At 70.8% G+C, this 21,479-nt stretch carries 22 protein-coding genes; 9 read left to right on the forward strand and 13 right to left on the reverse strand.

Features of this window, described 5'->3' with window-relative positions; genetic code table 11:
* Positions 1 to 2: 2 nt before the first annotated feature.
* The 4 genes from ACQEVU_RS29945 to ACQEVU_RS29960 form a co-directional block, all read right to left on the reverse strand.
* Positions 3 to 1,094: an ABC transporter substrate-binding protein gene (locus ACQEVU_RS29945; protein WP_433329330.1), complete on the reverse strand. Its 1,092-nt coding sequence runs from the start codon at positions 1,092 to 1,094 to the stop codon at positions 3 to 5.
* A 410-nt stretch (positions 1,095 to 1,504) separates the two neighbouring features.
* The gene (locus ACQEVU_RS29950) at positions 1,505 to 2,263 is read right to left on the reverse strand and encodes an enoyl-CoA hydratase/isomerase family protein (RefSeq protein WP_433329332.1); all 759 of its coding nucleotides are present in this window, start codon (positions 2,261 to 2,263) and stop codon (positions 1,505 to 1,507) included.
* Positions 2,260 to 3,444 carry a thiolase family protein gene (locus ACQEVU_RS29955; protein WP_433329333.1) on the reverse strand — a complete coding sequence of 395 codons (1,185 nt, stop codon included), beginning with the start codon at positions 3,442 to 3,444 and terminating at the stop codon, positions 2,260 to 2,262. The genes ACQEVU_RS29950 and ACQEVU_RS29955 overlap by 4 nt, the downstream gene beginning before the upstream one ends.
* Positions 3,445 to 3,591: 147 nt before the next feature.
* Positions 3,592 to 4,098, reverse strand: a complete 507-nt coding sequence (locus ACQEVU_RS29960; RefSeq protein ID WP_433329335.1) for a MarR family winged helix-turn-helix transcriptional regulator — start codon at positions 4,096 to 4,098, stop codon at positions 3,592 to 3,594.
* 101 nt (positions 4,099 to 4,199) lie between these two features.
* On the opposite strand from ACQEVU_RS29960, the gene icmF reads away from it, so the two are divergent.
* The 4 genes from icmF to ACQEVU_RS29980 all read left to right on the forward strand — a co-directional run bounded on the left by icmF (position 4,200) and on the right by ACQEVU_RS29980 (position 10,309).
* Entirely contained in the window at positions 4,200 to 7,451 is a 3,252-nt protein-coding gene (gene icmF / locus ACQEVU_RS29965) for a fused isobutyryl-CoA mutase/GTPase IcmF (protein WP_433329337.1), read from the forward strand.
* 41 nt (positions 7,452 to 7,492) lie between these two features.
* On the forward strand, positions 7,493 to 8,350 hold the full coding sequence (locus ACQEVU_RS29970; RefSeq protein WP_433329339.1) for a 3-hydroxybutyryl-CoA dehydrogenase: 858 nt from the start codon (positions 7,493 to 7,495) through the stop codon (positions 8,348 to 8,350).
* Positions 8,347 to 9,510, forward strand: coding sequence for an acyl-CoA dehydrogenase family protein (locus ACQEVU_RS29975; protein WP_433329341.1), 1,164 nt, complete (start codon positions 8,347 to 8,349; stop codon positions 9,508 to 9,510). Before ACQEVU_RS29970 ends, ACQEVU_RS29975 begins: the two co-directional genes overlap by 4 nt.
* Before the next feature lie 298 nt (positions 9,511 to 9,808).
* The gene (locus tag ACQEVU_RS29980; RefSeq protein WP_433329343.1) at positions 9,809 to 10,309 is read left to right on the forward strand and encodes a DUF5994 family protein; all 501 of its coding nucleotides are present in this window, start codon (positions 9,809 to 9,811) and stop codon (positions 10,307 to 10,309) included.
* A 53-nt stretch (positions 10,310 to 10,362) separates the two neighbouring features.
* Here the strand turns inward: ACQEVU_RS29980 and ACQEVU_RS29985 are convergent, their stop codons facing one another.
* The 4 genes from ACQEVU_RS29985 to ACQEVU_RS30000 form a co-directional block, all read right to left on the reverse strand.
* On the reverse strand, positions 10,363 to 11,241 hold the full coding sequence (locus tag ACQEVU_RS29985) for a nitroreductase (protein WP_433329345.1): 879 nt from the start codon (positions 11,239 to 11,241) through the stop codon (positions 10,363 to 10,365).
* 288 nt (positions 11,242 to 11,529) lie between these two features.
* The gene (locus tag ACQEVU_RS29990) at positions 11,530 to 11,739 is read right to left on the reverse strand and encodes a hypothetical protein (protein WP_433329347.1); all 210 of its coding nucleotides are present in this window, start codon (positions 11,737 to 11,739) and stop codon (positions 11,530 to 11,532) included.
* Between the two features lie 143 nt (positions 11,740 to 11,882).
* Entirely contained in the window at positions 11,883 to 12,518 is a 636-nt protein-coding gene (locus ACQEVU_RS29995; RefSeq protein ID WP_433329349.1) for a LuxR C-terminal-related transcriptional regulator, read from the reverse strand.
* Positions 12,470 to 13,771, reverse strand: coding sequence for a sensor histidine kinase (locus ACQEVU_RS30000; RefSeq protein ID WP_433329351.1), 1,302 nt, complete (start codon positions 13,769 to 13,771; stop codon positions 12,470 to 12,472). Before ACQEVU_RS30000 ends, ACQEVU_RS29995 begins: the two co-directional genes overlap by 49 nt.
* A gap of 114 nt (positions 13,772 to 13,885) precedes the next feature.
* Here ACQEVU_RS30000 and ACQEVU_RS30005 point away from each other — a divergent pair, with 114 nt between their 5' ends.
* The 4 genes from ACQEVU_RS30005 (at position 13,886) to ACQEVU_RS30020 (ending at position 16,941) form a co-directional block, all read left to right on the forward strand.
* Positions 13,886 to 14,965: a fatty acid desaturase family protein gene (locus tag ACQEVU_RS30005; protein ID WP_433329353.1), complete on the forward strand. Its 1,080-nt coding sequence runs from the start codon at positions 13,886 to 13,888 to the stop codon at positions 14,963 to 14,965.
* A 166-nt stretch (positions 14,966 to 15,131) separates the two neighbouring features.
* Positions 15,132 to 15,722: a response regulator gene (locus tag ACQEVU_RS30010; RefSeq protein ID WP_433329355.1), complete on the forward strand. Its 591-nt coding sequence runs from the start codon at positions 15,132 to 15,134 to the stop codon at positions 15,720 to 15,722.
* Between the two features lie 273 nt (positions 15,723 to 15,995).
* Positions 15,996 to 16,205 (forward strand): hypothetical protein, encoded by a 210-nt coding sequence (locus ACQEVU_RS30015; RefSeq protein ID WP_433329356.1) that lies wholly within the window; start codon positions 15,996 to 15,998, stop codon positions 16,203 to 16,205.
* A gap of 94 nt (positions 16,206 to 16,299) precedes the next feature.
* Positions 16,300 to 16,941, forward strand: coding sequence for an aldo/keto reductase (locus tag ACQEVU_RS30020; RefSeq protein ID WP_433329358.1), 642 nt, complete (start codon positions 16,300 to 16,302; stop codon positions 16,939 to 16,941).
* Between the two features lie 117 nt (positions 16,942 to 17,058).
* On the opposite strand, the gene ACQEVU_RS30025 is transcribed toward ACQEVU_RS30020, so the two are convergent.
* Entirely contained in the window at positions 17,059 to 17,424 is a 366-nt protein-coding gene (locus tag ACQEVU_RS30025; RefSeq protein WP_433329360.1) for an STAS domain-containing protein, read from the reverse strand.
* Positions 17,425 to 17,590: 166 nt separating this feature from the next.
* Between ACQEVU_RS30025 and ACQEVU_RS30030 the strand changes: the two genes are divergently transcribed.
* Positions 17,591 to 17,971 carry an ATP-binding protein gene (locus tag ACQEVU_RS30030; RefSeq protein ID WP_433329362.1) on the forward strand — a complete coding sequence of 127 codons (381 nt, stop codon included), beginning with the start codon at positions 17,591 to 17,593 and terminating at the stop codon, positions 17,969 to 17,971.
* A gap of 61 nt (positions 17,972 to 18,032) precedes the next feature.
* Here the strand turns inward: ACQEVU_RS30030 and ACQEVU_RS30035 are convergent, their stop codons facing one another.
* The 4 genes from ACQEVU_RS30035 to ACQEVU_RS30050 form a co-directional block, all read right to left on the reverse strand.
* Complete coding sequence (locus tag ACQEVU_RS30035; RefSeq protein ID WP_433329364.1) at positions 18,033 to 18,449, reverse strand: hypothetical protein; 417 nt, start codon at positions 18,447 to 18,449, stop codon at positions 18,033 to 18,035.
* A gap of 37 nt (positions 18,450 to 18,486) precedes the next feature.
* Positions 18,487 to 19,497 carry a glycosyltransferase gene (locus tag ACQEVU_RS30040; protein WP_433329366.1) on the reverse strand — a complete coding sequence of 337 codons (1,011 nt, stop codon included), beginning with the start codon at positions 19,495 to 19,497 and terminating at the stop codon, positions 18,487 to 18,489.
* Positions 19,494 to 20,624 carry a glycosyltransferase gene (locus tag ACQEVU_RS30045; protein WP_433329368.1) on the reverse strand — a complete coding sequence of 377 codons (1,131 nt, stop codon included), beginning with the start codon at positions 20,622 to 20,624 and terminating at the stop codon, positions 19,494 to 19,496. Before ACQEVU_RS30045 ends, ACQEVU_RS30040 begins: the two co-directional genes overlap by 4 nt.
* A 298-nt stretch (positions 20,625 to 20,922) precedes the next feature.
* A complete protein-coding gene (locus tag ACQEVU_RS30050) occupies positions 20,923 to 21,117 on the reverse strand; it encodes a hypothetical protein (protein WP_433329370.1) in 195 nt (64 codons plus the stop codon).
* Between the last annotated feature and the right edge of the window lie 362 nt (positions 21,118 to 21,479).

Raw genomic sequence — 21,479 nt, forward strand, 5'->3', positions numbered from 1 at the left:
TCTCAGCCGGTGACCGGAACCTGGTTGCCGTCTTGCCAGCGGACCATCACGCCGGACGCGACCTGCTGGCCGTCCTTGACCTTCACGTCACCCCGGATGCCGGTGAAGCCCTCGGTGCCGACCTTCTGCAGGGCCGCGGCGACCGCGGCCTTGTCCACCGACTTCGCCTCCGCGAGGCTGCGCGCGGCGAAGAACATGGCGTCGTAGGCGGTCGCGGCCCAGTTGGTCGGGTTGGTGCCGTAGGCGGCGTTGAACGCCTTGACGAAGTCCTCGTTGCCGTTGCCGGTCTGCTGGTAGGTGTAGTTGGTCGCCCAGACCACACCGTTCGCGGCGGCCCCCGCGGCCTTGAGCGCGCCACCGCCGGCCGAGGTCGAGCTGGTGATGAGCCCGGTGTAGCCGGCCTCGGACAGCTGCTTCACGACCGTGGAGTTCTGGCCGGTCTGGACCAGCGCGGCGACGGCGTCGGGCTTCGCGGCCGCGATCTTGCTGACCGTCGCCGCGACGTCGGTCTGCGTGGAGACGACGACGTCGGACGAGACGACGGTGTAGCCGTACTTCGCCGCGTCGTCCTTCGCCTCCTGAGCCATCTGCTGCAGCGACGGCTGGTCCGAGTTGGTCAGGATGGCGAGCGTCTTGACGTTCTTGGACTTGAGGTACTCGAGCGTCAGGTTGTAGTAGTCGCTGAGCACCGGGGTCATCCGGTAGATCGTCGGCCCCGCGATGACGCCGTTGCTGGCGGCCTCGTTGAAGATCGTGGGCTGCTTCGCCTTGGCGAGGATCGGCGCCTCGGCCAGCGCGTCCGCGCCCACCGGGGAGCCGAAGACGATCGGGTACGAGGCCGCGACGGCCTTCGACGCGAAGCTCGCGCCCACGGCCGGCTTGCCGCCGGTGTCGTCGTAGCTGATCTTCAGCGTGGTGTTGCCGAGCAGCTTGGTCTCGTTGATCTTCTTGATCGCGAGGTCGTATCCCTTCTGGATCTCGACGCCCGCGATGCCGGCCGGACCGGTGAGTTCGTTGATCGAGTGCAGCTCGATCGTCGACGGCAGACCCGTCGACGAGCCGGACTCCGCTGCCTTTCCGCAACCGGCGAGCACGAGTGCCGCCGTTGCGATGCCTGCAATGGCCAAATAACGCGCAGATCTGACCACAGTCGGTTCCTCCGCGATCCTCGTGGACACAACGTCTGGAGCTGGGCCGGCAGCGTCTGTCACCGGCCGGAAACCTGCTGGAAACTCTGCGAACCCTAGCAACTATGATTCTGGTTTAGCAATCATCTCGTCCGCGGAATCAGGAAGCTGAGAGCCGATACCAGGCAGGCGTCCAGCTGGCGTAATGGCTGCTGAACAGGCTCCGGCGACGGGCCATCGGAGCGCGCCGGCGGCGCCGAGGCGGTGGCACCGGGGGCCGGTCCGGCACTCCTGGCCGGACCGGGCGGCTCGTCCGGCGCACGGAAACCGCAACCACGCCGGCCCGCCCCAGGCGGGCCCCGGCGTCCCTTGCTAGATCACTTGCTGATGAACTGCCCCACGAGTCGCTGCGCTTCCTCGGTGCTCACCGCGGCCGCGATGGTGGATGCCTCGTCCGCGACGCTGCGCTCACGGGTCACCTCGTAGGACGACCGGATCAGCCGCTTGGCCTGGCCCAGCGCGTGGGCCGGTCCGCTCGCGAGCCGGCCGGCCAGCTCGGCCGCCCGTTCGTGTACGACGTCGTCGTCGACGACCTCGGTGACCAGTCCCCAGTCCAAGGCCTCCTCGGCCGTGAGCACGCGACCGGTGAGCGCCAGGTCCAGCGCCCGCTGCAGGCCGACGGCACGGGGCAGCAGGTAGGAGACGCCGCAGTCGGGTGTCAGGCCGACGCCGGCGTACGCCATCAGGAACTTCGTCGAGCGACCGGCGACCACGATGTCCGCATGCAGCACGAAGGCCAGGCCGGCGCCGGCGACTGCGCCGTGGACGCCGGCGACCACCGGCTTGGGCAGGTCCGCCAGCCGCCCCAGCTCAGACCCGAGGACGCTCGCGAGCTCATGGAGGTAGGCCGACGGCTGCGCCGCGTCAACGAACGAGCGCACGTCCCCACCGGCGCAGAACCGCTTGCCCGCGCCGACGAGCAGGACGGCCTTCACGTCGTCCGCGGCCGCGGCGGTCACCGCCCGGCCCAGCGCCCGGGCCGTGTCGAGGTCGACCGAGTTGGACGCCTCGGGCCGGTTCAGACAGATCCGGCCGACGCCGGCAGCGGCCTCGAACAGCACACCGGGAGCGGTCACGAGATCCGCCGGAAGAGGGCGGCGAGGGCCTGTCCCCCGCCGATGCACATGGTGACCACGCCGAGCTCGAGGTCGCGGCGGACCAGGTCCTTCGCGACCCGCAACGAGAGGATGGCCCCGGTGGCGCCGACCGGGTGGCCCAGCGCGATGGCCCCGCCGTAGGGGTTGGTCTTCTCGGGGTCCAGCTTCGCGTCCCGGATCACGGCCACCGCCTGGGCGGCGAACGCCTCGTTCAGCTCGACCGTGCCGATGTCGCCCGGTGAGGTCCCGGTCTGGGCGAACAGCTTCTGCAGCGCCTGCACCGGGGCGTAGCCCATCAGCTCGGGCTCCATCGCCGCGGTGGCCACCGCCTCGAGCGCGACCAGGCCGGTCAGCCCGCGCTGCGCCGCGACCGACTCCCGGGCCAGCACCACGGCCGCTCCGCCGTCGTTGATGCCCGACGCGTTCCCCGCCGTCACCGTGCCGTCCTTCTCGAACGCCGGCCGCAGGCCCGCCAGCGCCTCCAGCGTCGTATCCGGCCGGGGGTGCTCGTCCTCGCGCACCGTGACCGGCCGGCGGCCGCCCACCTCGACGGGGACGATCTCCTCGGCGAACGCCGCCCTGGCCGCGGCCGAGGCGGCCCGCTGCTGCGACAGCAACGCGAACTCGTCCTGCGCCTGCCGGGACACGTCGTACTTGCGGGCGACGTTCTCGGCGGTCACGCCCATGTGCACGCCGTGGAACGGATCGGTCAGCATCATCACGGTACCGTCGGTGAGGGTCCGGTCACCCAGCTTGTAGCCCGACCGGGCACCGAAGTCGTAGAACGGCATCCGGGACATCGACTCGTCCCCGCCGGCGAGCGCGAAGTCCACGCCGCCCCACCGCATCTGCATGGCCGCGGACCAGATCGCCTGCAGCCCGGACCCGCAGAGCCGGTTCACCGTGTAGGCCGGCGTGCTCTTGGGCAGTCCCGCCGCGATCGCGACACGGCGGGCGTTGTACGCGTCCGGGCCGACCTGACCGATGCAGCCCATCACCACCTCGTCGACGTCCGCCGGCGCGACGCCTGCGCGCTCCAGCGCGGCTCGCGCCGCCGCCGCGCCCAGCTCGTGCGCCGGGACGTCCTTGAGGACGCCGCCGAAGCTGCCGACGGGCGTCCGCGCACCGTCCAGCAGCACGATTCTGTCCTGATTGTCCATGCCCACCCCTTTCACCGGATCTCGCGCCTCCGATGCTAGGACTTCCTACGTCCTTCGATCGCCAGGGCCGTGGACTTCGTGACAAAGTCGACCGGTCGGCAAGGGCGGCGCGGCGACCCGCCGCGCCTGCGGACGTCGGCCCGCGCGTCAGAAGTCGCCCGCGCTCCGGCGCATCTCGGTGAGCACCGCAACCAGCAGCGTCACCGCGGCCGGCGAGATCCCGGGCGCGGAGAACACCTCCTCGTTGAGTTCCTGGGTCGCCTTGACCGCGAGCTCGCGGCCGGGGTCGAGGAGTTCGACGAGGGTGGCGCGCCGGTCGGTCGGGTGCGAGGTCCGGCGGACGAGTCCGGCCGCCTCCAGGCGGTCGACGGCATTGGTGACGCTGGTGGGGTGCACCTGCAGGCGCGCGCCGATGGTGGCCATCGGCAGCGCGCCGGTGCGGCTGAAGTGCAGCAGCATGAGCGCTTCGTAGCGGGCGAAGGTGACACCGTGGCGCCGGAGGACCGTCTCGACGCGGGCGAGCACGATCTGCTGGGCGCGCATGAGCGAGGTGACGGCCGCCATTCCGGCCGCGGCGTCGATCCAGCCGTGGGCGATCCATTGGCGGCGCGCCTCGGCAATGGGGTCCATTGGCAGGCGGTCGGGAGTGGACACGGGAGCAATCCTAAAGGTCGTCACATTCCGTGGACATCACATAGTTGGGCATCCTACTATTTTTTCAGCCCGCATCACCGGAACACCGGTCCAGGAGTGCCATGACTCAGCCCAAGCCGTCCGCCACCTCCTCCAAGCTGCACGTGCCGGTGCACCCAGTGCGCTTCGTAACCGCGGCCAGCCTGTTCGACGGGCACGACGCCGCGATCACGATCATGCGGCGGCTGCTGCAGAGCCAGGGCGCGGAGGTCGTCCACCTCGGCCATGACCGCAGCGTCGACGAGGTGGTCAACGCGGCCCTCCAGGAGGACGCCAACGGCGTGGCCGTCTCCTCCTACCAGGGCGGCCACGTCGAGTACTTCAGCTACCTCGTCGAGCGGCTCGCCGAGCGCGGCGCCGGGCACGTGAAGGTGTTCGGCGGCGGCGGCGGGACGATCGTCCCCGCCGAGATCGACCTGCTGGCCTCGCGCAACGTGCGGATCTTCAGCCCGCAGGACGGCCAGCGCCTCGGCCTGCCCGGCATGATCAACGAGCTGATCCGCGACTGCGACGTCGACCTGGCCGCCGACGGGCCCGCCGTCGACGCGCTGCTGTCCGGCGACGAGGCGGCCCTCGCCCGGGCGATCACCGTACTGTCGGCCGGCGCCGACGACGCCCTGGCGGATGCGGTGCGCCGCGCCGCGGCCGCGCGCACCGTGCCGGTCCTGGGCATCACGGGCACCGGCGGGGCGGGCAAGTCGTCGCTGACCGACGAGCTGGTCCGCCGGCTGCGCCGCGACAGCGAGGACAAGGTGCGGGTGGCCGTCCTCGCGGTCGACCCCACCCGCCGCCGCGGCGGCGCGCTGCTGGGCGACCGCATCCGGATGAACAGCATCGCCCCCGGCGTGGTCTTCTTCCGGTCCCTGGCCACCCGCACGCCGGGCACCGAGCTGCCCGAGCACCTCGACGACGTCATCGCCGCCTGCAAGGCCGCGGGCTACGACCTGGTCGTCGTCGAGACCCCCGGCATCGGGCAGGGCGACGCGGCGATCGTGCCGTTCGTCGACGTGTCGCTGTACGTGATGACGCCCGAGTTCGGCGCGCCCAGCCAGCTCGAAAAGATCGACATGCTGGACCTGACCGACGCGGTGGCCATCAACAAGTTCGAGCGCCGGGGCGCCGAGGACGCGCGCCGCGACGTGGCCCGCCAGCTCGTGCGCAACCGCGAGGCGTTCGGCACCCCGTGGCAGGACATGCCGGTCTTCGGCACCAGCGCGGCCCGCTTCGACGACGACGGCGTGACCGCGCTGTATCAGTACCTCAAGGGACTGCTCGCCCCGCACGGCCTGCCCGCCTTCCCGGGCGTGCTGCCCGCCGTCGCCGGCCGCACCTCCACCGGGCTGTCGTCGGTGCTGCCGACGGGCCGGGAGCGGTACCTGGCCGAGATCGCCGAGACGGTACGCCAGTACCACGCCACCACCGCCGAGCAGGTGGACCTCGCGCGCCGCCGCCAGCACCTCGCCGCCACCCGGGACCTGCTGGCCACGCACGAGCCCGAGGCGGCGAAGGCGGTCGAGGCGCTGCTGGAGCGCACCGAAGCCGACCTGCGCGGCGACGTCCGCGAGCTGCTGGCGCAGTGGCCGGCGACGCGGGCCCGGTACGAGGGCGACGAGCAGGTGTACACCGTGCGCGGCAAGGAGATCCGCACGCCGCTGACCCGCACCACCCTGTCCGGCACGACGCTGCCCCGGGTCGCCCTGCCCCGCTCCGCCGACGACGGCGAGATGCTGCGCTTCCTGCGCAGCGAGAACCTGCCCGGGTACTTCCCGTTCACCGCCGGCGTCTTCCCGTTCAAGCGGACCGAGGAGGCCCCGGCGCGGATGTTCGCCGGCGAGGGCGACGCGTTCCGCACCAACCGCCGCTTCCACCTGCTCAGCGAGGGACAGCCGGCCACCCGGCTGTCCACGGCGTTCGACTCGGTGACGCTGTACGGGCGCAACCCGGACCGCCGCCCGGACATCTACGGCAAGGTCGGCACCTCCGGGGTGTCGATCGCGACCGTCGACGACATGCGCGAGCTCTACAGCGGATTCGACCTGTGCGCGCCCACCACCTCGGTCTCGATGACCATCAACGGGCCCGCCCCGGCGATCCTGGCGATGTTCTTCAACGCCGCGATCGACCAGCAGGTCGACGCGTTCGCCGCCGAGCAGGGCCGGCAGCCCGGCGACGCCGAGCGGCGCGAGATCGCGGCGCGGACGCTGGCCACGGTGCGCGGCACCGTGCAGGCCGACATCCTCAAGGAGGACCAGGGCCAGAACACCTGCATCTTCTCCACCGAGTTCGCGCTGCGCTGCATGGCCGACATCCAGGAGTGGTTCATCGCCCAGCAGGTGCGCAACTTCTACTCGGTGTCCATCAGCGGCTACCACATCGCGGAGGCCGGGGCCAACCCGATCAGCCAGCTCGCGTTCACCCTCGCCAACGGGTTCACCTACGTCGAGGCGTACCTCGCGCGGGGCATGAAGATCGACGACTTCGCGCCCAACCTCTCGTTCTTCTTCTCCAACGGCATGGACGCCGAGTACACCGTCATCGGCCGGGTCGCCCGCCGGATCTGGGCCACCGCCATGCGCGACAAGTACGGCGCCGGCGAGCGGGCCCAGAAGCTCAAGTACCACGTCCAGACCTCGGGCCGGTCGCTGCACGCGCAGGAGATGGACTTCAACGACATCCGCACCACGCTGCAGGCCCTGTGCGCCATCTACGACAACGCCAACAGCCTGCACACCAACGCCTACGACGAGGCGGTCACCACCCCGAGCGCGCAGTCGGTCCGCCGGGCCCTCGCGATCCAGATGATCATCGACGCCGAGTGGGGACTGTCCGACAACGAGAACCCGCTCCAGGGCTCGTACATCGTCGAACAGCTCACCGACCTGGTCGAAGAGGCCGTGCTCGCCGAGTTCGACCGCCTCGCCGATCGCGGCGGCGTCCTCGGCGCGATGGAGACCGGCTACCAGCGCGGCCGTATCCAGGACGAGTCGATGGTGTACGAGCACCGCAAGCACGACGGGTCGCTGCCCATCATCGGGGTCAACACGTTCCTGGCCGAGGGCGCGGCCAAGCCCGTCCAGTCCCTCGAGCTGGCCCGCGGCACCGAGGCCGAGAAGCAGTCGCAGCTCGACCGGCTGGCCGACTTCCACGCCCGGCACGCCGACGCCGCGCCCGCCGCCCTCGAACGGCTCAAGGCGGCCGCCACCGGCGGCGGCAACGTGTTCGACGCGCTCATGGACGCCGTGCGCTGCTGCTCGCTCGGCCAGATCAGCGCGGCGTTCTTCGAGGTCGGCGGCCAGTACCGGCGAAACGTCTGACAACAACCCAGCTACGCACAATATCGATCGGGAGCATTGGCATGAAGAACATAGGGGTTGTCGGCTGCGGCCTCATGGGCGCCGGCATAGCCGAGGTGGCCGCACGGGCGGACCTGGACGTGCTCGTCGTCGAGTCGAGCCCGGAAGCGGCCGCGGCCGGGCGTGAGCGCCTGGCCGCGTCATTGCGCCGCGCGGAAGCGAAGGGCAAGATCGCCGATGCCGCGGCGGTGCTCGACCGGGTACGCGTCATCACGGAGCTTGACGCCCTGGCCGATCGGGAGATCGTCATCGAGGCGATCGTGGAGGACGAGGGCGCGAAGGTCCGGCTCTTCTCGGCGCTGGACGCGATCGTGACGTCCCCCGACGCGATCTTCGCCTCCAACACCTCCTCGATCCCCGTCACCAGGCTCGCGGTGGCCACCTCGCGCCCCAGCCACGTCGTCGGCCTGCACTTCTTCAACCCGGTTCCGGTGCTCTCGCTCGTCGAGCTGGCACCGACCCTGCTCACCGATCCGGACGTGGCCGAGCGCGCCCGCACGTTCGCGCGTGACACCCTCGGCAAGCACGTCATCGAGTCCAAGGACCGGTCCGGTTTTGTCGTGAACGCGTTGCTGGTCCCGTTCCTGCTGTCCGCGATCCGCATGGTCGAGTCCGGCTTCGCCACCGCCGAGGACATCGACGAGGGAATGGTGCGCGGCTGCGCCCACCCGCAGGGCCCCCTGGCCCTGGTCGACCTCATCGGCCTGGACACCACGAAGGCCGTCGCCGAGTCGCTGTACGAGGAGTTCAAGGAGCCGCTGTACGCCCCGCCGCCGCTGCTGTCCCGGATGGTCGAGGCCGGCCTGCTGGGCCGCAAGTCCGGCCGCGGCTTCTACCGCTATGAGCGGAACCGCGCGTGAGCGCGCCCGGCTTCGGCCTGTTCCAGCTGCCGGAGGAGCACCAGGACCTGCGCGCCGCGGTCCGCGCGGTGGCGGAGAACAAGATCGCGCCGTACGCGTCCGACGTGGACGAGCGGTCCCGGTTCCCGATCGAGGCCTATGACGCCTTGCGGGCGGCCGACTTCCACGCCCCGCACATCGCCGAGGAGTACGACGGCGTCGGCGCCGACGCGCTGGCGACCTGCATCGTCATCGAGGAGGTCGCCCGGGCGTGCGCGTCCACCTCGCTCATCCCGGCGGTGAACAAGCTCGGGACGATGCCGCTGATCCTGGCCGGCTCGGACGAGGTCAAGCGCCGCTACCTGCCGCCGGTGGCCCGCGGCGAGGCGCTGTTCTCCTACGGCCTGTCGGAGCGGGAGGCCGGCTCGGACACCGCGAGCATGCGCACGCGTGCGGTCGCCGACGGCGACGAGTGGGTCCTGACCGGCCAGAAGAGCTGGATCACCAACGCCGGGGTCTCCAAGTACTACACGGTGCTGGCCGTCACCGATCCGGACGGGCAGCGCGGCCGCAACGTCACCGCGTTCGTCGTCGAGGACGGGGACGCCGGCTTCTCGTGCGGCGAGCCGGAGCGCAAGCTGGGCATCAAGGGTTCGCCCACCCGGGAACTGTTCTTCGACAACGTCCGCATCGGCGACGACCGTCGCGTCGGCGCGGTCGGGGACGGCCTGAAAATCGCGCTCCGGACCCTCGACCACACCCGCGTCACCATCGGTGCGCAGGCGATCGGCATCGCCCAGGGCGCCCTGGACTACGCCGTCAACTACGTCAAGGAACGCCGGCAGTTCGGCAAGGCGATCGCGGAGTTCCAGGGCATCCAGTTCATGCTCGCGGACATGGCCATGACCCTCGAAGCGGCACGGCTGATGGTGTACGCCGCCGCCGCAAGGTCCGAGCGGGCCGACGCCGACCTGTCGTTCTTCGGTGCGGCCGCCAAGTGCTACGCCTCCGACGTCGCCATGCGGATCACCACCGACGCGGTCCAGCTGCTCGGCGGTTACGGCTACGTCAAGGACTACCCGCTCGAACGAATGATGCGGGACGCCAAGATCACCCAGATCTACGAGGGCACGAACCAGGTCCAGCGCATCGTCATGGCCAGGCAGCTGCTGAAGGGCTGAGCCCAGGTCAGAGGAGCTGATTCAAGAAGCGTTCCGGATCCGGGTGCCGACAGCGGTGGGCATGGACATCCGGGAATCGCTGCGGTCGGCGCGGCATTCGAGATCGGCGTCAATCTCACGCCGCGGCTCCGGACGTTCGTGCCGGTGTGCGCGGCCAGCATTCGGGTATCCGCGGCCCGCTCGACACAGATGCCGGATCGAGGAATGGGCGTAGGCTCGAGCACGGAACCGGTCCGCACCACCCTGACATCAGCGCCTCGACCCGGATTCTTTCCGGGTTCCGACAGAACGGTCGACCATGGTCACCAACGATCGACGCGACACATTCACCGCGTTCGGCCCCTCCGCTCAGCCGCGGCTGGCGCTGGCGCCCGGGCGCGCCCCCCGCGCCGTGCTCAACGGGGGATGGTGGCCGCATTCCTGGGATCCGGCGACCGAACTTCCCGGGCTGGTCGCCGAAGTGGTCGAACGCTACGGACCCATCCGCCGGCTGATGCTCAGCAGCCACACCTGGGATCCGTGTTTCGACCGGTTCCTGGTGGCAACCGGCACCGTGCATATCCGGTGGTTCAGCAGCGCCGACCCGGGGCTGCTCGCCATCATCACTGAGGCCGGTGACCAGATCAACCTGCTCATCGTCCCGCCCGACACCCCCGCCACCGCCGCTCGGGCGGCCCTTAACAAGGCCGCCGATCCGACCAACGCCCTGCACGCCACGGCGATCCTCGCGACGGCGCTGCCCCCGCGACAGCGGGCCGCCGAGGCCGGCGCCGGCCACCCCAACAACGAGACGCTTTGACGGACGGCACGCCATCCGCGCCATGCTTCCGGCAAAGGTCGAGCGAGGCGGCATCAACGTCGATCGATAAGCTGGGTGGTCGGTGCGCGGCGCGGGCCGGACGGCCGCATGGCGGCGCGGCCGAGGCGCAGCAGCAGGTACGGATAGCCGACGCAACCGATCATGATCTGGACCGCCTGCCGCGTGGCGACGACCTCGACGGCCGCGCTCAGGGGCAGGACCGAGACGCCGGCGGCGGTTGCGGTCAGCCAGCCGGCGGAGAGTGCCTCGCCCGCCCGCAACCAATCCTCCGGCTCGTCGGCATGGCCGTAGAGCAGCGCGAACGTAGCTGCCCGATGCTCGGCGAGGACCACCGGCCCGACGGGGGCCGAACGATCCCCGGCCCCGGCCTCCCGGAGCTTGACGCCGGCGGCGACCCGGGCGAGCTCGAGGACCTCGTCCGGGTAGAGCACGTGTAGCGAAATCTCCTCGGCCCGCACCGCGGAGGTGATGGCCCTGAGCTGCGCGACCGCGACCGGAGCGCCGGTGACCGGCGCCCGGTCGGTGCGGCGCAGGGGGATGCTGCCCATCAGCGGTGCCTCAGCCGTCTCGGCCGTCGAGCGCTCCTCGAGCCGCAGCGACGCGAGCCGGTCCGGGTCGGCCGGGTCTGGTCGGCGGTCCGTTGTGAGCCGCCAGCCCTCGGCCTCGAGCGCGATCCGGGCGTGGTGCAGGGCCGCTCCGCAACTGATGATCGCCAGACGGCCCTCGATGTCGACGTCGTCGACGATGCGGCCCCGTTCCAGGTACAGGGCCAGGGTGTTTCCGGTCAGCCGCCACCGCCACGGCTGGCTGTCGAGGACCGAAGGCGCGAACCCGGCCGCATTGGCGGCGGCCAGGAGCGCGTGCACCACCGCCTGGACCCCGATCGGATGGATCGTCGCACCGACCGGCATCGCACCGACCGGCTTCCCGTTGGCCGGGCCGGTTGCATCGTGTCGACGATCTGGCCTGGGCTTGAACTGTGCGACCTGCATCGGGTCGAACCTCCGGACCGGCGCCGAAACACGGCGGGTAGAGGCGAGAAGGAGTAGTCGCCCGGGCCACGTGCGGCCGCATGAGAACGGGCCGCACTGCGAGTCTACGCCAGTTCCCCTGAGACACCCATGACGGCCATCACCCACGGCCTTGCGGCGTGCCGACTCGACGCACGGACGTGGATCTGCGGCCGTCGACCGATCCGTTCAGCGCTGAGCGCCGTTCAGGCCCGGACGCGGCACCGTTGTCAGCCGCAGGGCGTCGGGCAGTTCCTCGATCTCAAAGCCTTCGGCCTGGCCGTTGTCGGGCAGCATGGCATCGTAGAGTTCTCGGTTGCTGATCTCGATCGTCCCGCCGGCGCGGGCGATGAGCACGCTGAGCACCGCGCGCAGGTTGACGTCACTGAGATAACGCACGCAATACCGCCTCAGCAGAAATCTTCGGTGCCGGGCGGTACCTGGTGTGCCGTCCTGCGCCGATTCTAGCCCCGATCACGCCGATTGTTACTCCGTCATCTCCGGGCCGCCGTGTGCGCCGGCCGAGCCGCGCCGGCTGCGGCTCAGGCGTTGAGGTACGCCAGGACGGCGAGGACGCGGCGGTTGTCGTCGTCGGACGGTCGCATGTTCAGCTTGGCGAGAATGTTGTTGATGTGCTTGCTCACCGCCTTCTCCGTGATGCGTAGCTGGGTCGCGATGGCGGCGTTGGAACGGCCTTCGGCCATCCGGCCGAGCACCTCACGTTCCCGGGCGGTGAGTACGGCCAGTGGCTCTCGGCGGGCGAGGAGTTGCGAGATCACCGCAGGGTCCATTGCGGTACCGCCCGCGGCGACGCGCTGAACCGCGTCCACGAACTCCTCGACGTTGGACACCCGGTCCTTGAGCAGGTAGCCGACGCCACCGTGGGGCGTGCTGAGCAGTTCGCGCGCGTAGAGAGGCTCGACGTGCTGGGAGAGCATGAGGACCGGCAGCCCCGGCACGCGGTTTCGGGCCGCGATCGCGGCTTGCAGTCCCTCGTCGGTGAACGTCGGTGGTAGGCGGACGTCGATCACCGCCACCTGCGGATTGTGCGTCAGCAGGGCGGGCAGCAGGGCGGGGCCGTTGTCGACCGTCGCGACGACGTCGAAGTCGAACGCCGTCAGCAGCCTGGTCAGTCCGTCCCGAAGGAGGGCGTGGTCCTCGGCGATGACAACGCGCACGGCACCTCCATGGTGATGACGGTGGGCCCTCCGACGGGGCTCGACAGCACGATCGTGCCATCGAACGCGGCGAGGCGGCGCTGGATACCGCGCAGGCCGGTCCCGGCGGTGGGGTCGGCGCCTCCGGCGCCGTCGTCGGCCACCACGATCCTCAACGCGCCGTCGGCATGATGTAGCGACACCGATCCGGCGCGGGCGCGGCTGTACCGGACCATGTTGGTCAGCGCCTCGGCGATGGCGAAGTACGCCGCGGACTCCACCGGAGTGTCGGGCCGGCCCGGCAGGTCAACATCGACGGCGATCGGGACGGGCAGGCTGAGCGCCAGCGCGCGGACGGCGCCGCCGAGCCCGCGTTCGGCGAGCACCGGTGGATGGATGCCGCGGACGAGGTGCCGCAACTCGTCCAGCGCCGTACCGCTGGACTCCCGAGCTTCGGCCAGCAACTTGTGGGCCTCGGCCGGCTTGCGGTCGATGAGGGTGTCGGCCAGCCCGATCATCATGCTCAGCGAGACGAGCCGGGCCTGGACGCCATCGTGCAGGTCACGTTCGATACGCCGCAACTCGGCCGCCTGGGCGTCCACCGTGTCGGCCCGCGTCACCGTGAGCTGCGTAACGCGCAGCCGGAGCTCAGCGGCCCTGGTCGGGGCGAGGAAGAGCTTGGCGAAATGGGCATCGACCCGGCGCAGCCACGGCGCAGCCAACAGCCCGGCGGCGAGGATGACGACGCCCTGCGGCAGGCAGAGGACTGCGGTGGGCCACGTGTCGATCGACCAGGCGGCGCCGTAGCCGTACCAGCCGGTGCCGAGCCAGATCCACACCGGCGTCAGCGACACACCCGCGAGCCCGTACAGCGGCACGAGCACACCGATCGCGCCGAGCGCGGACCCGACGATCGCGCCGGGTGCGAGCCACGCGAGGTCGCGCCAGGTGGCCGCGTCGGTCACGGTCCAGCGGAAGCGCTGCCAACCACCCGCGACGGCCCCCTCGGGGGCCGGATGGTAGGGGCGGGTCACCAGGACGCCGGTCCGGGACGCGCGGCGGCGCTCCAGGTCGGTGCGCATCCGGACCAGCGTCATCGTCCACGGCACCAGCGCCAGGCCGAGGAACGGCACGGGCGCCAAGGCCAGCACGACGACCGAGACGAGCAGCAGCGGAATGTTGGTGAACGCCAGCCCGACGGCGGCCAGGCCGTCCAGCCCACCACGCACGCCGCGGCGGGCCCATCCACCCGCCCGCGCACCGGTCTCAGCCATGTCCACGGCTCCTATAGTGCCCGCCGGCACCCGGTCGGATGGTGGTGCCAGCACCACCGGGCCGCACGACCTAGCGCTCCTGACGATCCGCGTCGCGGACGGTGTGATGGAAGCATGACGAGCACCACGGTACCGACGACCACGTCGGCGCGATCCCGGATGACATCCGGCAGTGACTTCGCGGCCCTGTCCCGCCGGATCAGCGCCGAGGGACTGATGCAGCGTCGGCCCGCCTACTACCTCGTCCGGCTGAGTGTGGTCACGCTCATGCTGCTCGGCGGCTGGAGCGCCTTCTTCCTCGTCGGACCGTCATGGTGGCAGCTGCTCACGGCCTCGTTCCTCGCCGTGACGTTCACCCAGGTCGCGCTCGTCGCCCATGACCTCGCGCACCGGCAGGTGTTCCGCACCAAACGCCCCGGCGAGGTCGCCGGACGCATCGCCGGGAACCTCGTCATCGGGATGAGCTACGGCTGGTGGATGGACAAGCACACCCGGCACCACAACAACCCCAACCACGACGACCTCGACCCCGACGTCGCGCCGGAAGTGCTCGTCTGGGCCACCCGGTCGGCGCTCGGCCGGCGAGGGTTGAAGGGCTTCATCACCCGCCACCAGGCCGCGCTGTTCTTCCCGCTACTGACCCTGCTCGCCGTCGACCTCAAGGTATCGAGCGTGAAGGCGCTGCGCAACGGCACAGCGAAGCGGCCGCGCCTGGAAGGCAGCCTGCTGGTCCTGCATGCCGTCGGCTACCTGTCTGCGCTGTTCATCGTCCTGTCGCCGCTCCAGGCGCTCACCTTCCTGCTGGTCCACCAGGCGCTGTTCGGTGTCTACCTCGGCATGACCTTCGCCCCCAACCACAAGGGTATGCCGCACCCGACCGGCGACGAGGACTACCTGCGCAAGCAGGTCCTCACCTCCCGCAACGTCCGCGGCGGCCGGCTCACCGACGCGGCACTCGGCGGCCTGAACTACCAGATCGAGCACCACCTGTTCCCGGGCATGCCGACCCCCAATCTGCGCAAGGCGCAGCCGATCGTCCAGGCATACTGCGCCGAGATCGGCGTGGCCTACGAACAGACCGGCCTCATCGCGTCGTACCGTCAGGCCCTGCGCTATCTGCACGACGTCGGCGCGCCCGCCCGTGCCGAACACGCGGCACGGCCGGAGATGCAACGACCAGCGTCCGACCGGTAGGCGCGGCCGCCGCATGCTCCGGCCGTTGGCTGCCGACCGGCCGCGGGCGTACAGCGCCGATTCCGACATGCTGCGCCGCGGGGGCGCCGCGACAACGCTGGTTGCTTCATCGTCCGACGCGCCCCCGACGCGCCCGCCGCGGCATGCTCGAAGAAGGAACGTACTCATGACCATCGGTCACGCAGGGACCGCGCAGATCCTGCTCGTCGAAGACGACCTCGGCGACGAACTCATGGCCCGGGAGGCGTTCGGCGACGACGCCCAGGACAGCCGAATCCACGTCGCCCGCGACGGCGAGCAGGCCCTCGACTTCCTCTACCAGCGCGGCACCTACGTCCAGGAACCCCGGCCGGACTTCATTCTGCTCGACCTCAACCTGGCCCGCGTCGATGGACGCCAGGTCCTTCGCATCATCAAGGCCGACCCCGCCGTGGCCAGCATCCCCGTCGTCATCCTCACCACCTCCGCCGCGATCGAGGACGTCACCGCCTGCTACGACGCGCACAGCAACGCCTACGTCACGAAACCGGCCGGTTATCAGGAGTTCGTCGACGTGGTCCGGCAGATCAACCAGTTCTGGTTCGACCGTGCGCCTGCCGGGACCAGCCGCAACCTGATCCCGCCGATCGGTCGCGAGCCAGGTCCCCTTCGCGATCCGCGCCGGGGCCAGGGCCGCCGGGTAAGGTCCCCCGCACCGGGCTCGGGCTGGCCGAGCCGGGCCCGCGTAGTGTCCTGCTCCCGCGACCCGCACCGCTGAGGGCGGCGCCGGCGTGGCGGCAAGGTCCGTGCACACGCACGTAGCGCAGGCGGCAAGACCGTCGCGGACAACGGCAGCGGCGTTGTTGACGAGCACGTCGAGCCGGCAATCGCGGAGCGTGACGATCGAGGCCGGGTCCACGTTGTGAGCCGGTGCTTCCAGGAGACCGCGCCGCGTGTCGTTGTAGCAGTGGCGGTGCTTCCACGTACTGCCAAAGCCCTCCCAGCGTCCGCGCAGCCTCGCGGGCCCCGGCTGCGTCGTACCGTCGGAAACATGGACAGCCGAGCCGAGGTCCGTGACTTCCTCACCACCCGCCGCGCCCGCATCACGCCCGACTGCACCGCGCTGCCGGCCGTGGGCGGACAGCGCCGGGTCGCCGGGCTGCGCCGGGAGGAAGTCGCGCTGCTGGACGGGGTCAGCGCGTCATCTGGTGCCCGCCCGGCGTCAAGCACTGGCACGGCGCATCCCCGACCTCGCCCATGACCCACCTCGCCCTCACCGTCATCCGCGACGGCCAGGCCGTGCAATGGCTGGAACACTTCACCGACGAGCAATACGACCCGCAAGGAGACCAGCGATGACCACGATCCCGCAGCTGGCGCTGAACAACGGCGTCGCCATGCCCGCGCTCGGGTTCGGCGTCTTCCAGACCCCGCCCGACGAGACCCGCGCCGCGGTCGCCACCGCCCTCGAGACCGGCTACCGGCACATCGACACAGCCGCCGCCTACGGCAACGAACGCCAAGTCGGCGAGGCCATTGCCGCGTCCGGCGTCGGCCGGACCGACATCTTCGTCGAAACCAAGATCTGGATCAGCGACCACGGCTACGACCAGACGCTGCACGGCTTCGACAACCAGAAATTCGGCGCCGAGCACGGCATCCTCACCCAGGCATGGGCGCCGATCGGCCGCATCACCTTCTACCGCGACAGCGGCCACCGCAGCACCCTCGACGACCCCGCCATCGGCGAGATCGCCCGCACCCACGGCAAGACCCCGGCCCAGGTCATGCTGCGCTGGCACACACAGCAGGGACGCTCGGCCATCCCGAAGTCCGTGCGCCCGCAGCGCATCGCCGAAAACTTCGACATCTTCGACTTCGAGCTCACCGCTGAGCAGCTGGCCGCGATAGACGCCCTGGACACCGGCAAACGCGGCGGTCCAGAACCGGCCGACATCACCCTGGCCAACTTCGGCCGGCCGATCCCCGAAGCCTGAACCCACAGCGGCAACCTGGCTGACCTCATCGCCGGACGTGTGCCGTCGACTGCGAGGACATCGCCAGCCTCATCCCGCCGTCCCCGGCAATGGCGGCCCGCAGGGGTGACGTAAGCGCTACGGTGTGGTGAGATCCTGCAGCGCGTTGACGATGCGCAGTACCGTGCGGACCAATCCCTGCGCGTTGCTCACCGCCAGGGTGACGCCGACGTCGTGGGCCTCGCTGCGCGCCTGGTACAGCAAAGCGATTCCATCGGCCGACATCAGGCACCGCTCAGCCACATCGATCTCGATACCGCTGGCCCTCGGCGGATGCAGCAGCTGGGCAACGGCGGCGCCGAACCGCTCTCGTCCGGCCAGATCCAGCACGCCAGCCAGCACCAGTACCGCAGCGTCGCCACGATTTTCGATGCGGTACTGCAGCGTCTGTTGCCGTGGGCCGCGCACCGCCGGACGTGGTCTGTGACGTTCAGCCGGATGCATTGCTGTGAGCACCTCCCAAAAGCATGCTCCTGTTCCACAGATTTCCCAGTCATCGGCGGGATCGGCTGTCGCTCGACGTCATAATGTTTGCTTGTTCCCGCACGGTGGTAGTGCCAGGGCGTCTGCCGCATCTTGTCGGCAGACATCCCCACTACGTCGGGAACTCATGACCTGGATCGATGTGCACCTAAACCTGCCGGACGGTTCGCGTGTCACGGCGGTGGCGCGGCAGCGGATCGTCGCCGCGCTGCGGATGCGGGGCTTCCGGCACCCGGACTGGCTGGACGAAGCGGCGCTCATCGTGACCGAACTGGTCCTCAACGCGGTGCAGCACGCCGGTGGCTGCACCGCCGTGGTGGTGAGCGACATCGACGCGGCCGTCACGGTCGCCGTGTTCGACCACTCACCGCTCCCACCACGGCGACGCGAACCCGGTCTGTACGGCGTCAGCGGACTGCACCTCGCCGCATCGTTCGGCACCGCCTGGGGAACGATCCGACGCGTGGACGGCAAGCAGGTCTGGATCCGGCTTCGCACCCATCCATGACCCGCCCGGACGTGTGCGCCCACTGCGGGTTCGCCTCGGTGCCGCGGTGCACCCGGAGCCGTTACCCGGCTTGACCGGCGCTCGGCGGCTGGGCCAGCAGCACGTCGAGCTCCATCCCGACCTGCCGGTCGAGTGACGTGAAAATGTCGTCCGGTTCGGCGCCCTCCGTCGAGTGTGCGCGACGGGCGCTGCGGCGTTCGGCGCCCCGGCGGGCGGCGATCGCGAAGACCCACGCGACGGCGTCGGTCTCGCGCCCGGGCCAGCGCGACGCGAGCCACCAGACCTCGACGAACGTCGCGTTCGCGACGGCCAGGACGTCGGCCGGCTCCAGCGGTACGGCGGCCAGGCGGTCGAGCAGGCGCGGGCGGAGTCGTGCGTGCAGGCTGGCGAAGGCGACCTGGTCGGCGCTCGAGATGCGCAGGAGAAGCGCCGCGACCTCGCCTTTGCTGACGCGGTTCGTGTGCCGTAGTCGGAACATCGTCATCCTCCCTGGGCTATGGGCGTGGACGGACGACTCACGCCAGCCGGCGGGCGTGCTGCAGAGTGGCGAGCAGCGCCAGGGTGGACTCGGCGCCCTGATTGGTGTTGTAGCCGCCGGCGGTGAGGCCGTCGTAGCCGCCGCCGCTGTCGGGGTCACGCAGGCTCACACCGGCGTCGTTGTCACCCATGAACCAGTCCACCGCCGAGGTGAGTCCGGCCCGGAAACGTTCGTCGCCGGTCGCGTCGAGAGCGCGGGCGCACGCCTCGCCGATCGCGGCCGCCTCGATCGGTTGCTGGTCGAAGGCCGGTGGCCGCTCGCCGGGCCGGCGGCCGCCGACAGGCGTACAGGACAGGTGCCCGTCGTGCGACTCGGTGTCGAGCAGCCAGCGCAGCAGGCTGGTGCCGTCGTCGATCAGGTCGGGCCGTTCGAGCCGCCGGCCCGCGGCGATCAGGGCCTCCGCGAGGAGGGCGTTGGCGTACGTGAGCGCCGGTTCCGGCCACGGCCAGTGGGGATCCCGCCTGGGCCGGCCGATAGTCGTGGCCGCGTCGATGAGCAGCAGGCGCGCCCCGGCGTGATCCGGTTGGGTGGCGAGCATCTCGGCGGCGCCGAGCGCGGCGTAGGCCATGGACCGCCGCGAGCGGGACCGAAGGCGGACCGCCGCCGCGAACATGACCGCCGCCCGCTGCCGGACTACGAGCAGCGGGCTGAGGGTCGCGGCGGTGCCGGCGGCCCACACGGCCCGGCCCCACCAGTCACCGACGGTGGCCTCGTCGCGCCAGCGCCGGTCGTATCCGAGGCGGTTGCGAAACGCTCCGTCGCGGGCCTGCGCGCCGATGAGAAAGGCGAGGTAGCGCTCCTGCAGCCGCAGCAGCGCCGCCGGCGGGTCCGGTTCCCGGCACAGCACCACGAGCCCGCGGGCGACGTCGTCGACGCAGTAGCCGTGCTCCCGGCGGGGCACGATGCCGTCGGCGTGTTCCAGCAGGCCGACGCTGTCGCTGAGCCGCAGCAGGTGCTGGTAGGTCGGCGGCGGGTACCGCCCGTTCACAGCGGTACCGGCGCCCGGTCCAGCAGCGCCGCGGCCAGGGTGCGGTACCGCTCGGCGACGACGCTCCAGCGGCCGGCCTGGGCAACGCGGGCGGCCTGGTCGCGCATGCTGTCGACGAGATCCGGCTCGGTGAGGACCCGCCTCAGGGCCGCCCCGATGGCGGGGCCGTCCCGGTGCGGCACGAGCAGGCCGGCGCCGTCACCGAGCAACTCGACGGCGTGCGGGAAGGCGGTGGCGATGACGGGCTTGTGCGCCGCCACCGCCTCTGCTAGCACGCCCGAGACGGCCTGGTCCGGGGAGTCGTACGGCAGGAGCACGACATCCGCCCGTCCGATCAACCGGTCGAGGCGGCCCTGGTCCAGGTACGCCCGCTCGAAACTGACCATCCCGGCAACGCCCAGGGCACGGACCCGCGAGTACAGCATGAGCCGGTAGGCCTCACCCTGCTCGGCGAGCACCTTGGGGTGCGTCTGCCCGGCGATCACGTACCGCGGCCTGGGGTACAGGTGACGGACCATCCGCAGGCCGGTGAGGGCCCACTCGATGCCCTTGCCGGGGCCGAGCAGGCCCCAGGTGAGCACCGTCGGCTCGCCGGTCGATCCGATCACCCGCAGCGGTGGCCGCTCCGGCGCGCCGTGCGGGATGACCTTCACCTTCGCCGCCGGGACGTCATACCGCTCGATCAGCCGCCGCCGGGCCGACTCCGTCATCGTGACGGCCGCCCCGGCCAGGGCCACCACCTGCTCGAGCACCGCCTTCTGGTGCGGGCTCGGCTCGCTCATCACCGTGTGCAGCACCACCAGCACCGGCGTGCAGAGCCGGCGCAGCACCGGCAGCAGGTCCTCGCCGTCGACCCCGCCGTAGATGCCGTACTCGTGCTGCACGATCACGACGTCGAAGCGATTCAGCACGGCGGCGGCCGCGGCCACGCCGGCCGGATCGTTCACCGGCAGATGCCCGACTACCTCGGGCCGTTCGGCAAACGTCGGCGCCTCCACCACCCGCACCACGCCGGCCCGATCGCGGCCCCCGGGCGGCACCAGTGCGTGCAGCAGCGACGCCGTGAACGTGGCGATGCCGCACTGCGTCGGCGGGTAGGTGCTCAGAAATCCGTAGGAGATGCTCATCGGCGAAGACCGCCCAGCCGGCGCGCGGCGTGGACGATCTCGTCACGGAACTTGTTGGACATGCCCCACCTCTCATTGGCGGGTGCAGCGCCGGCCGGCGAGCGCAGAAAGCTTCACGGCGCTGGTCATTCGGTGCGAACACCATGCACGCGGCGGTTCGCCGTTCGCGCGGTCGAGACTCGGTCAACCAGCCAGAAAGCGGCCGATCGACACAGCTCAACGTGCTCAACATAGCACGCGCCCGCACGTCGCTCAGCACGTCGCAGGTCGCCCGGCCCAAGACCCGCGCCATCGGCTGTCACGTCCGGATCGAATGGTTCACGGCGAACCCGCCGGGTAAGGTCCATGCAACAGCCCGGTCGACGCCGGACAGACCCAGGCCGCCGGTTCCATCCAGCCGCAGTCCGCCCTGACGGACGAGGTCGCCCGCCCCGCCGCCGCGCTGGAGGCCGCCGCAGCCGCCACCCAGGAGACGCTGCAGCAGCGCGCCCACGCCCAGGACGTCCGGGCCGGACACCTGGGCCGCGGGAAACCGCCGTCGCGGAGCGCGAACGATGGCTGAAGCGCCGCGAGGCGGGGCTCGACTGGCGCGAACAATCGCTGGACGCCTGGGAACAACAGCTCCAGGCCCGGGAGCGGCTGGCCGACCAGCAGGAGATCGACGCCGAGTCGGATGGTTGCAGTCCGTTTCGGAGGTCATCCTGACCAGAGGTCGCAGGTTCAAATCCTGTCCCCGCTACAACCTTGAGAGGCCCCTGCTTCGCGGCGAGGGCCTCTCGCCTTTGGGTTCAATGCCTTGTCGCGATTGGGGTCGATCACGGTTGTGGTTGCTCCGGACCTTGCGGCATCCGCGCG

This window comes from Dactylosporangium sp. CA-139066 (genome assembly GCF_050936175.1).
GTDB lineage: Bacteria > Actinomycetota > Actinomycetes > Mycobacteriales > Micromonosporaceae > Dactylosporangium.

Bases quoted from the DNA above. Each gene is read 5' to 3' on its own strand.
- ACQEVU_RS30045 (WP_433329368.1), bottom strand. From the start codon at position 20,624: ATGAGCATCTCCTACGGATTTCTGAGCACCTACCCGCCGACGCAGTGC.
- ACQEVU_RS30025 (WP_433329360.1), bottom strand. From the start codon at position 17,424: ATGCATCCGGCTGAACGTCACAGACCACGTCCGGCGGTGCGCGGCCCA.
- icmF (WP_433329337.1), top strand. From the start codon at position 4,200: ATGACTCAGCCCAAGCCGTCCGCCACCTCCTCCAAGCTGCACGTGCCG.
- ACQEVU_RS29985 (WP_433329345.1), bottom strand. From the start codon at position 11,241: ATGCCGGTCGGTGCGACGATCCATCCGATCGGGGTCCAGGCGGTGGTG.
- ACQEVU_RS30000 (WP_433329351.1), bottom strand. From the start codon at position 13,771: ATGGCTGAGACCGGTGCGCGGGCGGGTGGATGGGCCCGCCGCGGCGTG.
- ACQEVU_RS30035 (WP_433329364.1), bottom strand. From the start codon at position 18,449: ATGTTCCGACTACGGCACACGAACCGCGTCAGCAAAGGCGAGGTCGCG.
- ACQEVU_RS29955 (WP_433329333.1), bottom strand. From the start codon at position 3,444: ATGGACAATCAGGACAGAATCGTGCTGCTGGACGGTGCGCGGACGCCC.
- ACQEVU_RS29970 (WP_433329339.1), top strand. From the start codon at position 7,493: ATGAAGAACATAGGGGTTGTCGGCTGCGGCCTCATGGGCGCCGGCATA.
- ACQEVU_RS30005 (WP_433329353.1), top strand. From the start codon at position 13,886: ATGACGAGCACCACGGTACCGACGACCACGTCGGCGCGATCCCGGATG.
- ACQEVU_RS30030 (WP_433329362.1), top strand. From the start codon at position 17,591: ATGACCTGGATCGATGTGCACCTAAACCTGCCGGACGGTTCGCGTGTC.
- ACQEVU_RS29980 (WP_433329343.1), top strand. From the start codon at position 9,809: ATGGTCACCAACGATCGACGCGACACATTCACCGCGTTCGGCCCCTCC.
- ACQEVU_RS30010 (WP_433329355.1), top strand. From the start codon at position 15,132: ATGACCATCGGTCACGCAGGGACCGCGCAGATCCTGCTCGTCGAAGAC.
- ACQEVU_RS30020 (WP_433329358.1), top strand. From the start codon at position 16,300: ATGACCACGATCCCGCAGCTGGCGCTGAACAACGGCGTCGCCATGCCC.
- ACQEVU_RS30015 (WP_433329356.1), top strand. From the start codon at position 15,996: ATGGACAGCCGAGCCGAGGTCCGTGACTTCCTCACCACCCGCCGCGCC.